Raw genomic sequence first — 12,578 nt, 5'->3', positions numbered from 1 at the left:
TGACGAATACAGGAGGCGTTGACGGCAGTCGGCGCCGGTGGGACTTCCGCAGTCGACAGGTTCGTGCGCGAGACAGGCAGTTTGGACAATCTGCATCTTCTGGAAGCATTTCTGCTTTTTGCCGCGCCAGGGCCGACCAACGCTCTTCTGGCGGCAGGCGCCGTCAAGCGGCAGAACGCCACCACGCTCCTTGCCGCGCAGGCATGCGGATACGGGATCGCGGCGGCCTTCTGGCTTTCGCTGCGTTCCCTGGTGCCGGCTGCCACTGTCCAGATGGTTCAATTGGTTGCCGCCGCATGGCTGGTGATCCTTGGTTTTCGGCTGCTGGCGGCCAGGCGCGCCGAGGCAATCGAAAACGGCGGCATCTCCATCCTGGCAACCACCGCCCTCAATCCTAAGGCGTTCATCTATTGCGTGGCCATCGTGCCGATGGACATCGAGACGGCCGCGCTGGGCATCGCTTGGGTTACGCTGCTCGTGATCACGGCAGTGACCGGATCGATGTGGCTGCTGCTCGGCGGGCGGCTGAGCGGCGGCAAGAGGATGGCCGATGCAATCTCCGGCGCGGCGCTCATTGCCTTTGCGCTGCTGTTGGTTCGCCCCTGATACCCTTGTCCGCGATTTGAGCGCGTCCGCCGGGAGCGCGCGGTCTTCAAGAAACAAGCACCACCGAGAACGGCCCGGCGCAAAAGAGCTTGTCCGTGACCTTCTTGACCCCGGCAACGTTCTCGGCCGCAACGACGGCAGCCTTTCGCTGACGTTCGTCGAAGACGGCGCCGTTGAGCTCAACGTTTCCCTTGTCGACGGTGACGCCGATAAGGTCGCCGCCGACACTCCAGGACTGCCCCCGCAGCTCGGCAAGAATGTTCCTGCGGATGACCTCGTCGTCGACAGTCGCGGAGCCTGACTTGGGCAGAGTGCGAAGCAGGATGCGCATCAGATCGGAGCGGCTGACGATGCCGACGATCTTGCCCGCGTCAAGGATGGGCACGTTCTTGATGTCGTGGGTCGCCATGAGTTCGACGATCTCGGCAAGCGAAGCGCCAGGCGCTGCCGAAACGACGCCGGCGGTCATAACCTCGGCCACGCGGCGGCCGCTCGAACGGACATATTCGTCGGCGAGCTTGCCTGGACCGACAAGAAACTCCAGCCAGCGAGGCCGCGCCCGTCTGGTGCCAAGTTCGCCTCGGCGCAGGAAATCGCCTTCGCTGATGACGCCAGCCAGCGATCCATCGTCTCCCACGACCGGCAGGCAACGAATGTTCCTGGCCAGCATCAGATCGGCCGCTTCGGCGACCGAGGCGGAGGTGGCGATTGTGACCACCGGCGTCGTCATGATGTCCCGAGCCTGCATCGAAATCTCCCGCTTTCGTCAGCCTTACTCTCGGACGTCGGGAGCAACGCTGCCTTGATCTACGTCAGTTTGATCGCTGGGCGTCGCCCTCTCGCTGATCAGGCTCGATCAGTATCCGCTCGGCGGCTCCATCGAGATCCTCGTACTGGCCGCTGCGCAAGGCCCACAGGAAGCCGGACAGACCGAGTGCGCCGAGGAACAGGGCCACGGGAATGAGATAGACGAGCGTGGTCATGGGTGGGCCGCTCCGATGACGTCGGTGCGGCGCCTGGCGGGAGCGGCTTCATGAGCCGCTTTCGCCGTCGTCTGAAGCCGCATCGCATTTGCGATCACGATCAGCGAGGAAGCGCTCATCGCGATCGCCGCGATCAGCGGCGTCACATGTCCGAGGATGGCGATCGGCACGGCGAATGCATTGTAGATGATCGCGATGGCGATGTTCTGGCGGATGAGCCGGCCAGCCTTGCGCGAGACATCCAGGGCGAGCGGCACCGCCAGCAGGCTTTCGCGCAGGAAGACGAAGTCCGCGGCCTGGCGGCCGATGTCGGCCGCGGTCGCCGGAGCCATCGAGACATGCGCGGCCCCGAGCGCCGGCGTGTCGTTGAGGCCGTCGCCCACCATCAGCACTTTGTGGCCGGCGCGGGCCAGCGTCTCGATCCTCTCGACCTTGCCCGAGGGCAGCAGGGCCGGCACGAAATTCTCGATGCCCAAGGTTCCCGCCGCCTCGCCGCAGGCTCTCGCGGTGTCGCCGGAAAGCATCTCGACCGAGATGCCGGCGTCCTTCAAACTTTCCACCGCCGCCTTCGCATCGGCGCGCGTGGCATCCTCGAAGGCGAAGCACGCGACGATCCTGCCATTCTTCGCGAGAACCGTTCCGCCAAGCCCGCCATATCGCCCTTCACCGCCGGTACGGGCCTTCCATCCGGCCCAGCCGCGCCGGCCAAGGCGCCAGATGTCGCCGCCGGCGGACGCTTCGATGCCGAAGCCCGGCTCCTCCTGCACGCGGTCGAATTGGGTTCGACCGCGAACGCTGCCATAGGCCGCCAGAGCCTTTGAGAACGGGTGCCGGGAATGCGCCGCCAGGTCGGCCGCGATCGCCAGCGTGGCCGGATCGACCGACGCCGCGTTGACGAGCCTGGGCAGTCCCAGAGTCAGCGTCCCGGTCTTGTCGAACACAGCCGCGTCGATCGCCGCGAGACGCTCCATGGCCGAACCGTCCTTGACCATGACGCCGGCTTCGAACAGGCGCCGGGCCGCAACGACCTGGACGATCGGAACCGCGAGGCCGAGCGCGCACGGGCAGGTGATGATCAGCACGGCGATCGCGATGGTCATGGCGCGGTGCCAATCGCCGGACGCAACCATCCAGCCGAGGAAGGTGGCAAAGGCCGCCAGATGGACCACGGGCGCGTAGAGTGCCGATACCCGGTCGGCAATCCGCCTGTAGCGCGAGCGGCCACCCTCGGCGGCCTCCATCAGCCGGACCATTTCCGCCAGGAAGGAATCCTTCGCCGCGGCGGTTGCCTGCATCGTCAGCGAACCGGTCAGGTTCAGCGTGCCGGCCTGGACGTGCGTGCCGGCGCTCACGGCTTTCGGCGCGCTTTCGCCGGTGACGATAGAGCAATCGAGGTCGGAATTCCCGCTGACGATATCGCCGTCGACCGGTATCCGCTCTCCAGCCGCAATGAGCAGGCGCATTCCCGGCGCGAGTTCGGCGACGGGCACGTATTCGCGTATTCCGTCGTCGCGCAGGACAACAGCCCCTCGCGCGGCAAGCCGTGACAGGCCATTGACCGCGGTTCGCGCCCGCTCGCGCATCACGTGATCAAGCGTGCGCCCGATCAGCAGGAAGAAAAGCAGCGACACCGAGGCGTCGAAATAGGCGTGCTCGCCGTGAGTGATGGTCTCGTAGAGGCTCATCGCGTAGGCGAGCGAAACGCCCACCGCGATCGGTACGTCCATGTTCATGCGGCCATGGCGCAGCGCGTTCGCGGCGGAGCGGAAGTAGATCCCGCCGGCGAAGGCGAGCGCCGGGATGGCGATCAACGCGGACAGCCAGTGGAACAGATCGCGCGTCGGGCCTTCCGCGCCGGACCAGACCGACACCGAGAGCAGCATGATATTGCCGGCTGCGAAGCCCGCCACGGCAACAGCGCGGATCAGCTCCGAGAGCGTCCTGTCCTTCTCGTGAATCTCCGGGTCGAACAGGTGCGCCTGATAGCCGAGCCGGCCGAGCACGGCAAAGAATGGCGGGACGATGTCCCCGCGCCAGCGGATCGACACACGCTTCGTCGACAGGTTGACGCGAGCGGACTCGACGTTTTCGACCGAGCCGAGCGCCGCCTCGATCGCCTGGATGCAAGCTCCGCAATGAACCGTTGGCACCGACAGGTCGGTCTGGTGGATGTCGCCGTCCAGGGAGCGGCTCGCCAGCTTGATCTCCTCGCTCGACGGCGATGCTGACGCCGCGCCGGCGACCTCCAATGCCATTTCAGCCCCAGGCGCGCAGCAGCTCATTGCAGGGCTCCATTCGAGATCATGACACGGCGGACATCGCGGAACGGCGACGTCAGCCCGGCATCCGCATCGATCTCCACGATCCAGACGCCGTTCCTGGGCGTGTGCCGGACGGCAAATGCGCCGGCGTTGCCGGGAGTGCCCCCCGCCACCGCGGCAAGTGTCAGGGCTTCGTCCTCGGCCTCATAGGCCGGGTGGCGGAACAGCACCTTGACGCCGCGCAGCGGCACCGGTTTGCCCTGGCTGTCGACAAGGCTGTAACGGACCTCGCCGGAAGCGACGGTCAGCCTGCCTGTCCAGCCCAGCGCCGCCTGCGCCCTTCCTTTCCTCGCTTCTTCGTTGAACTGCTGGCTTGCGACATAGGTGTTCTCGACCACAAGGCCGGTCCAGCTCTTCTGGGCGAGCGTGGCCATGGTGACGTTGACTCCGATCACCACCGCGAAGAACGCCAGAATGGAGACCAGCATGTGCTTGCCGGTGAACTCGCGCGGCTTCCGCATTTCGACGCTCATCTGCTGTTCTCCGGGGCATTGAAGGTGGCGGTGTATTCGGCGGTTTCGGAACTTGCCGTGTCGTCGATGCGGAATTCGAAACTTTGCGCCGGCTTCCTGATCTGATCGAGCGGTTGCCGGACGAAGACCTTCAGCGTCTTCAGCCGGTCGGGTTCGACCGGGATGGAGTACGAGCGGCTTGCGGGCTGGTCGATGCCGACGATGCTCATCTCACCGCCGTCGAGACCGTGCAGCGTGATCTCGACCGTCCTCGGCTCGGGTATCATGTTGAGCAGCTTGACCGTATAGCCGTTCCGGATCGAGCCGTCCGAGAGCGTCACGAACTGCGGATTGCGATCATGCAGGACATTCAGCTCCAGCCGTTCGCGCGTCAGCAGCGAATAGACGAGCACCAGGCCGATCGCCGACCACACGCCGAGATAGATGTAGGTGCGCAACCGGAAGATCTTGCCCAGATGGAAATGTGCCAGGCCGTCGGCGAAGCTGCCGCTCGGCGTCCTCACCAGCGCCGGATTGACCGGGCCGGTACCACCGCAAGTGGCCATCGCCATGTTGGCGTTGTAGTCCGCCAGCGTTGCGTAGGAGATCAGCCCGCGTTCGCGGCCGAGCTTGTCCATGATGCCGTCGCAGGCATCGATGCACAGCGCGCAGGTGATGCATTCCAGCTGCTGGCCGTCGCGGATGTCGATTCCCATGGGGCAGACGGCGACACAGGCGTTGCAGTCGACGCAGTCGCCGACCAATTGCCCCGCGGCCGAGGCCTTCTTGGCGTGGCGCGAACGCGGCTCGCCGCGCCAGTCGTTGTATGTGACGGTCAGCGAGTTCTCGTCGAGCATCGCCGCCTGGATGCGCGGCCACGGGCACATATAGGTGCAGACCTGCTCGCGCATCAGCCCGCCGAACACATAGGTGGTGCCGGTGAGCACTGCGATCGTGGCATAGGCGATGGGTGCCGCCGTGCCGGTGACGACTTCGCCGAGCAGCTTCGGCGCATCGGCGAAGTAGAAGATCCAGGCGCCGCCCGTGGCCACTGCGATGACAAGCCAGATGGCGTGCTTGGATACGCGCAGGAACAGCTTGCGGGCGCTCCAGGGAGCGGCATCAAGCTTCATGCGGGCATTGCGATCGCCTTCGATCGCCCGTTCCACCACAAGGAACAGGTCGACCCAGACGGTTTGCGGGCAGGTATAGCCGCACCAGGCCCGCCCGACCGTCGATGTGATCAGGAAAAGACCGACGCCCGCCATCATCAGAAGGCCGGCGACGTAGTAGAATTCCTGCGGCCAGATCTCGATGAAGAAGAAGTAGAAACGCCGGTTCGCCAGGTCGATGAGAACGGCCTGGTCGGGAGCGAAGGCCCCCCGATCCCAGCGCAGCCAGGGGGTCAGGTAATAGATGCCGAGCGTGATCGCCATCACCAGCCATTTGAACTGGCGGAAACGGCCGGAGGCGCGCTTCGGAAAGATCTTCTTGCGCGCGGCATAAAGCGGCTGTCGTGTCTTCGCGGAGTTGACCGCTTCGGCCTCGAGCCGTTCTACCTGCGACTGATCCAGCACGACGATCTCCAATCGCGGCGAAATGATGCCGCCTTGTTTCCGGCAATCTCGCAATCGCGCGGGCGCATCGCGTTGATGCAGGTCAAATTGAGCCATCAAAAAGCAAATCGAGGCCCGGCATGGCCGGGCCTCGTCGCTTGAACGGCTGAGGGCCGAGAATAGGCCCCGCTCCTATTCTCCGCCGCCAAGCGAATGGACATAGACAGCCAGTTCCTTGACCGTCGTCTCGCCGAGGCGGCCGACCCAGGCAGGCATCACCCCGTTCTTCGGGGCTCGCACCTGCGCAGCAATCGCGGCCTCGCCGGAGCCGTGGAGCCAGATGGCATCCGTCAGATTAGGTGCTCCGAGGTCGCGGTTGCCCTTCGCGTTCTCGCCATGGCAGGCGGCGCAGTTGTCCGCGAAAACCTTGGCGCCGGGCTCGATCAGGCTCTTGTCCTTCACCGGTCCGGAAAGGCTCGCCACATAGGCGCTGACCTGGGCGATCTGTTCCGGCTTGAGCACGTCGGCAAAAGCGGTCATCTCCGACTGACGTGTGTCGGCGTCCGCCGCGAAGCGGATGCCGTGCGTGATCGTCTGCTGGATCTGCTCCGCCTTGCCGCCCCAGAGCCAATCGTCATCGTTGAGATTCGGAAACCCTGTCGATCCTTGCGCGCCCGAGCCGTGGCACTGCACGCAATTGACCTTGAATGCCGCGCCGCCGGCGGCCACGGCGAATTCGCGCAGCGTGTCGTCAGCGGCGATTTCCGAAACGGTCTTGGACTGTATCGCCGTGACGTATTTGGCCTTGGCGGCGTCAGCCGCGGCCATTTCGTTCTTGACCTCGTTGCGGCTGGAGAAGCCCAGGACGCCCCTTGTGGCGGAACTCAGCATCGGCCAGGCGGGATAGGCAATCGTGTAGGCGAGTGCCCAGGCGACGGTGATGTAGAAGGTGATCACCCACCAGCGCGGCAGAGGATTGTTGAGCTCCTTGATACCGTCCCATTCGTGGCCGGTCGTCGTGATGCCCGAGATTTCGTCGATATGCTCGTTGCTCATGATCAATCGTCCTGGAGAGGAATTTTGGCGGCGTGGTCGGCATGCTCTTTGCCACCCGGACGCAGCGCGAAGACAATGCATCCGACAAAGAACAAAGCCATGGCAAGCAGGCCCCAACTGTCGGCGAACTCCCGCATCAAGTTGTATTCCATGGGTTGCCCTCCTCAGCGGTAGCCGGCTGCTTCGTCGTAGTTCTTGAAATCGACCAGGGTGCCGAGCATCTGGAGATAGGCTACGAGAGCATCCATCTCGGTGACCTGTTGCGGGTTGCCGTCGAAGTCGCCGACCTTGGCCTTGGGGTAACGTTTCTCCAGGCCGGTCGTGTCGGCATTGGGATCGGCCTGCGCCATAAGGTCGGCGTTGGCGTTGGCGACCATGTCGTCGGAGTAGGGCACCCCGACGCGCCTGTTCGCTATCAGATGCGTCGAGAAATCCTTCACCTCGATCGGCGTGTCTTTCAAGAACGCGTAGTTCGGCATGACCGATTCCGGCACCACGGAACGTGGGTCGGCAAGATGCTGCACGTGCCATGCATTCGAGTAGCGGTCGCCGACGCGCGCAAGGTCGGGGCCGGTTCGCTTGGATCCCCATTGGAACGGATGGTCGTACATCGACTCGGCCGCCAGGCTGTAGTGGCCATAGCGTTCCACCTCGTCGCGGAACGGCCGGATCATCTGGCTGTGGCAGAGGTAGCATCCCTCGCGCACATAGATGTTGCGTCCGGCGAGCTCCAGCGGAGTGTAGGGGCGCATGCCCTCGACCTTCTCGATCGTGTTGTCGAGATAGAAGAGCGGCGCGATCTCGACGATGCCGCCAACGGTCACGACCAGCAGGGATCCGACCAGAAGAAGCGTCGCGTTCTTCTCGATCAGCGCGTGTTTGTCTATCAGGCCCATGTCTGGCTCCTTATTCGGCAGGCTGGAGGGCAGGGGCGGAACCCGGCAAAGGTTGCTCTTTGCGCTGGTAGCCACGAATGGTCATGGTGACGTTCCAGGCCATGATCAGCATGCCGGCCAGGTACATGGCGCCGCCCGCGGCGCGCATGACGTAGTAGGGATGCATGGCGGCGACCGTTTCGGCGAAGGAATAGACGAGGAATCCCTGCTCGTCGTATTCGCGCCACATGAGCCCCTGCATGATGCCCGAGACCCACATCACTGCCGCGTAGACAACGATGCCGAGCGTCGCCAGCCAGAAGTGCCAGGTGACAAGCCGCATCGAATAGAGCCGCTCGCGGTTCCAGAGCTTGGGGACCATGTAGTAGATCGCGCCGAAGGTGATCAGGCCGACCCAGCCGAGCGCGCCCGAATGGACGTGGCCGATTGTCCAGTCCGTATAGTGCGAGAGCGAGTTGACCGTCTTGATCGACATCATCGGCCCCTCGAAGGTCGACATGCCGTAGAAGGCGATCGCGGCCACCATCATGCGGACGATCGGGTCGGTGCGGATCTTGTCCCAGGCGCCGGAGAGGGTCATGAGGCCGTTGATCATGCCACCCCAGGAAGGCATCCACAGCATGATCGAGAACACCATGCCGAGCGTCTGCGCCCAATCGGGCAGGGCGGTGTAGTGGAGGTGATGCGGCCCGGCCCAGATATAGAGGAAGATCAGCGCCCAGAAGTGGATGATCGACAGCCGGTAGGAGTAGACCGGGCGGTTCACCTGCTTGGGCACGAAGTAATACATCATCCCGAGGAAACCCGCCGTCAGGAAGAACCCGACCGCATTATGGCCGTACCACCACTGCGTCAGCGCGTCCTGAACACCTGAGAATGCCGAGTAGCTCTTCGAGCCGAGAAACGAGACCGGCATCGACAGGTTGTTGACCACATGCAGCATCGCGATGGTGATGATGAAGGACAGGTAGAACCAGTTGGCGACGTAAATATGCGGTTCCTTGCGCTTCAGAATGGTGCCGAGGAAAAGGATCAGATACGCGACCCAGACGACGGTCAGCCAGAGGTCGACATACCATTCCGGCTCGGCATATTCGCGGCCTTCGGTGATGCCCAGTAGATAGCCGGTCGCGGCCATGACGATGAACAGCTGGTAGCCCCAGAAGACGAACCAGGCGAGATTGCCGCCAAACAGCCTCGCGCGGGACGTGCGTTGCACGACATACATGGATGTGCACAGAAGGGCGTTGCCGCCAAAGGCGAAGATCACACCGGAGGTGTGAAGGGGCCGCAGCCGGCCGAAATTGAACCAAGGCCCGATGTTAAGCTGGGGGTATGCAAGCTCCAGCGCGATGACCAATCCGACCAGCATGCCGACGACGCCCCAGAACACCGTCGCAATGGCACCGTAGCGGATCGGACCATCCATGTAGGCGGATGGGTCGATCGGCGCCGCAGGCTTGAAATCCGTATTGCGCAGCAGGATCGCGGTGAAGCCAACCAAGGCAAAGAACAAAACCCACATATGCTGGCGAAAAGGTTCATCCACCCCCAAGCCGGCGGCTACGAGGGCGCCAAAGGCAAACAGGCTTAGAAGGACGATCTCCGTGCCAAATTTCATCGCAAGTCCCCGATCTCGTCTCAAAAGTTCCGGCGGAAATACCCGCCCGAGGCACCTTTTCGAGATTTCCCGTTCCCCCGGCCTTGATCCAGGTCAAACGCGGACTGCTTTTATTTGGAGGGCGTCGGCGCCGAGCGCCGCGATCTGATCCCGCTCCGGGCAAGGGACGACCTGCAAGGCCGAACCCTGGGACCTTGGTGAGGTCCAGCCAGGCGAAGGCTTGCGGAGGATCGTTGCTGCTCAGTCGCCGCAGCGTTCCTCGATCCGAGCCATGCTTGCGAGGCTGATCTGCCGCTTGTTTACGATCCGGATCGTGCCGTCGGACCGCAACCTGGACAATTCCCGGCTGACCGTCTCGATGGTCAGCCCAAGAAAATCGGCGATATCGGTGCGTGTCAGCGGCAGGTCGAAGCTTATCGGGCTTGCCGGATGGTGGGCGGGATCGGTGTTTCTGGCGACCATGAGGAGGAAGCTTGCGACCTTCTCCGATGCGGTCTTGCGCCCCAGCGCCGCCATCCAGTCGCGTGCTTCGTCGAGCTCGTTCAGCGCATGCTTCAGCAGCAGACGTCCAAGCTCCGGCATCTCGTTTGCCATCCGATCGATGATTGCCCTGGGAAACGAGCACAGCGCCACATTCGTCAAGGCCTCGGCCCTGATCGGCTTCTTTGCCTCGAACGGCCTGCCCAGGAAATCGGGCGCGAAATGGAACCCGACAATCTGCTGACGACCATCCGAGAGATTTCTCGTGAGCTTGACCACGCCGGACAGAAGGTTGGAGTAGGTTCCGTCGTCGGGCAGTTCCGTCCCAGCCGGAACCTCATGCCTGGACGAGGCCTTGGCCAACTCGGCGAGTTGGCGGGCATTGAAGGCGCCGCATAATCCATCCTGCCGCGCTTCGCAGGATTTGCAAATTGCGGGGACGTCGGCTTGTTGAACATCCTGTCTGGCGGCCATTGCGACGCCCATGGTCAAATAGGAACGGCAATCTGCGCTGGCTTCGACCCGAGTCGCCTTGATCGAGATCAAGGTTTTGCCGGCGTCGTTCAGGCAGTTTCACCGTCATGACCCCGCCCGCTGCTCCCATCGATCCGCCGCGCCCAGCTCCGACCGTGAGCCTTGGCGACAACGTGCCGCGTTACACGAGCTATCCGACGGCGCCGCATTTTCATCCAGGCGTTGACGTGGTCACGGTTCGTGGGTGGATGGACGCGCTCGAAGGCGATGACGAGATATCGCTGTATCTCCATGTTCCCTATTGCGACCGGCTGTGCTGGTTCTGCGCCTGCCATACCAAGCAGACACGTCACTATGAGCCCGTCGCCACCTTCCTGCGCTCACTTCACAAGGAGATCGAAACGGTCGGCGGCCTTGTGAGCGGCCGTGGCAGGGTCCGCGCCGTTCATTTCGGTGGCGGCTCCCCGACAATGCTGAAGCCCGACGACATCCTCATGCTCGGAAAGGCGTTGCGGGACCAATTCGACTTCCTCGACGATGCCGGCCTCAGCGTCGAGATCGACCCGAACGACATGGATGAGGGTCGCCTTGACGCGTTTGCCGCGATCGGCATGACGAGGGCGAGCCTCGGTGTCCAGGATTTCGATCCCAAGGTGCAGAAGGCGATCAATCGCGAGCAGAGTTTTGCGCTGACCAAGAGCATTGTCGATGCGGTGCGGGCGCGGGGCGTCACCTCCGTCAACCTGGACCTGCTCTACGGCCTGCCGCATCAGACCGGCAAGAGCGTTGCGGCGACCGTTGCCCAGGCGCTGACCTTGGCGCCGGACAGGCTTGCGCTGTTCGGATACGCGCATGTGCCGTGGTTCAAGAAGCATCAGACGATGATCGATGAAGCCTGGCTGCCCGACTCCGTCGCGCGCCTGGCGCAGTCGCAGCTTGCCGCGCAGCTGATTGTCGATGCCGGCTACGAGGCATTGGGATTGGACCATTTCGCAAAGCCGCAGGATGCCCTGGCGGTTGCCGCCCGTGCCGGCAAGATCCGCCGCAATTTCCAGGGCTACACCGAGGACCAGTGCGAAACCCTGATCGGTCTGGGCCCCTCCTCGATCAGCCGGTATCGCCAGGGTCATGCACAAAACATCGTTGCGACGGGCGAATACCAGAAAGCCGTGGATTCGGGAGAGCTGGCGATAGCGCGCGGCATAGAATTCAGCGTCGAAGATGAGGCGCGTGGCTGGGTCATCGAGCGCCTGATGTGCAACTTCGCCTTCTCGGCGGTGGAGCTTGTCGAACGCTTTGGAAATGTCGGCCAAAGGCTGCTTTGCGAAGCGAGCCGACTGGCCATCAGCGGGGCGGGCCAGCTTCTTCGGCTGGAAGGCGAGAACTTCGTCGTGCCGGCCGCAAGCCGCCCGCTTGTCCGCACGGTGGCGGCGAAATTCGACAAATACCTCAGCAGCGGAACCGGCAGGCATTCGGTGGCGGTTTGAAGAGGCTTCGGACGGCGGATCAGAAATGCTCGCCGATCCTGAAGGGACCGACACGGGTGCCGGCCGCGATAAGGTAGGCGGTCGACCAGCCGATCAGCAGAAAGCCGTTGATGCCTTCCAGGGCCGCCAGAACGCGCCAGCCATGGGCGGGCACGACATCACCATAGCCGACGGTCGAGAAGGTTATGGTCGAGAAGTAAAGCGCCGTCTCGAAATCGCCTAGGATCCCGAGCAGCCGATAAAGCCCAGCCCAAAGCCAGACTTCCGCGGTCATGACCGCGAAAAGCCCCATGACGACGGTGATCATGGCCAGCACCCGGCTGCGCCGCCCGTGCATGCGAAAGAGCGCAACGAGCCGTGCCATCACGTGAGTGATGGCGATAAGGCCGAACGTATGGATCAGGACCGTCAGGCTGATGACGATCGTGCCGACGAAAAGATTGAGGATCATTCGAGGACATTACGGCTCGAAGGACAATATTCCTTGCGTAGGATCAAACCTGCAGATTCGGCTGGGCCGCTCATGCAGAGGGTCTTTGCGCTTGCGCAAATCCAACAGCAGATCTCCGACTTTGGAGGCTGAGCATGCCGTTGTGGTGATCGGCATTGCGGCGACGTGCAACCGGAAATGAAAATGGCCGGGTCA

At 63.3% G+C, this 12,578-nt stretch carries 13 protein-coding genes; 2 read left to right on the top strand and 11 right to left on the bottom strand.

The window, feature by feature from the left end; all coding sequences use genetic code 11:
• Positions 1-18 precede the first annotated feature (18 nt).
• Positions 19-606, top strand: coding sequence for a hypothetical protein (locus DPM35_RS31340; protein WP_245431737.1), 588 nt, complete (start codon positions 19-21; stop codon positions 604-606).
• Between the two features lie 46 nt (positions 607-652).
• On the opposite strand, the gene DPM35_RS31335 is transcribed toward DPM35_RS31340, so the two are convergent.
• From DPM35_RS31335 to DPM35_RS31290, 10 genes are all read right to left on the bottom strand, one after another.
• On the bottom strand, positions 653-1,354 hold the full coding sequence (locus DPM35_RS31335) for a CBS domain-containing protein (RefSeq protein ID WP_112131354.1): 702 nt from the start codon (positions 1,352-1,354) through the stop codon (positions 653-655).
• A 64-nt stretch (positions 1,355-1,418) separates the two neighbouring features.
• A complete protein-coding gene (gene ccoS, locus DPM35_RS31330; RefSeq protein ID WP_112131353.1) occupies positions 1,419-1,589 on the bottom strand; it encodes a cbb3-type cytochrome oxidase assembly protein CcoS in 171 nt (56 codons plus the stop codon).
• Complete coding sequence (locus DPM35_RS31325) at positions 1,586-3,871, bottom strand: cation-translocating P-type ATPase (protein ID WP_112131352.1); 2,286 nt, start codon at positions 3,869-3,871, stop codon at positions 1,586-1,588. The genes ccoS and DPM35_RS31325 overlap by 4 nt, the downstream gene beginning before the upstream one ends.
• Positions 3,868-4,383, bottom strand: a complete 516-nt coding sequence (locus DPM35_RS31320) for a FixH family protein (protein ID WP_112131351.1) — start codon at positions 4,381-4,383, stop codon at positions 3,868-3,870. Before DPM35_RS31320 ends, DPM35_RS31325 begins: the two co-directional genes overlap by 4 nt.
• Positions 4,380-5,939: a cytochrome c oxidase accessory protein CcoG gene (gene ccoG, locus DPM35_RS31315; protein WP_112131376.1), complete on the bottom strand. Its 1,560-nt coding sequence runs from the start codon at positions 5,937-5,939 to the stop codon at positions 4,380-4,382. The genes DPM35_RS31320 and ccoG overlap by 4 nt, the downstream gene beginning before the upstream one ends.
• A gap of 171 nt (positions 5,940-6,110) precedes the next feature.
• A complete protein-coding gene (ccoP, locus tag DPM35_RS31310) occupies positions 6,111-6,974 on the bottom strand; it encodes a cytochrome-c oxidase, cbb3-type subunit III (RefSeq protein ID WP_112131350.1) in 864 nt (287 codons plus the stop codon).
• A gap of 2 nt (positions 6,975-6,976) precedes the next feature.
• Positions 6,977-7,126, bottom strand: coding sequence for a cbb3-type cytochrome c oxidase subunit 3 (locus DPM35_RS31305; RefSeq protein WP_112131349.1), 150 nt, complete (start codon positions 7,124-7,126; stop codon positions 6,977-6,979).
• A 12-nt stretch (positions 7,127-7,138) separates the two neighbouring features.
• Positions 7,139-7,870 carry a cytochrome-c oxidase, cbb3-type subunit II gene (gene ccoO, locus DPM35_RS31300; protein WP_112131348.1) on the bottom strand — a complete coding sequence of 244 codons (732 nt, stop codon included), beginning with the start codon at positions 7,868-7,870 and terminating at the stop codon, positions 7,139-7,141.
• 10 nt (positions 7,871-7,880) lie between these two features.
• Positions 7,881-9,491 (bottom strand): cytochrome-c oxidase, cbb3-type subunit I, encoded by a 1,611-nt coding sequence (ccoN, locus tag DPM35_RS31295; protein WP_112131347.1) that lies wholly within the window; start codon positions 9,489-9,491, stop codon positions 7,881-7,883.
• Positions 9,492-9,731: 240 nt separating this feature from the next.
• A complete protein-coding gene (locus DPM35_RS31290) occupies positions 9,732-10,445 on the bottom strand; it encodes a Crp/Fnr family transcriptional regulator (protein ID WP_112131375.1) in 714 nt (237 codons plus the stop codon).
• A gap of 107 nt (positions 10,446-10,552) precedes the next feature.
• Between DPM35_RS31290 and hemN the strand changes: the two genes are divergently transcribed.
• The gene (gene hemN / locus DPM35_RS31285; protein ID WP_112131346.1) at positions 10,553-11,932 is read left to right on the top strand and encodes an oxygen-independent coproporphyrinogen III oxidase; all 1,380 of its coding nucleotides are present in this window, start codon (positions 10,553-10,555) and stop codon (positions 11,930-11,932) included.
• 19 nt (positions 11,933-11,951) lie between these two features.
• On the opposite strand, the gene DPM35_RS31280 is transcribed toward hemN, so the two are convergent.
• Complete coding sequence (locus tag DPM35_RS31280; protein ID WP_112131345.1) at positions 11,952-12,383, bottom strand: potassium channel family protein; 432 nt, start codon at positions 12,381-12,383, stop codon at positions 11,952-11,954.
• Positions 12,384-12,578: the final 195 nt, after the last annotated feature.

It is taken from the genome of Mesorhizobium atlanticum (assembly GCF_003289965.1).
Taxonomy (GTDB): domain Bacteria; phylum Pseudomonadota; class Alphaproteobacteria; order Rhizobiales; family Rhizobiaceae; genus Mesorhizobium; species Mesorhizobium atlanticum.
This window is presented reverse-complemented; position numbering and strand designations above follow the sequence as displayed.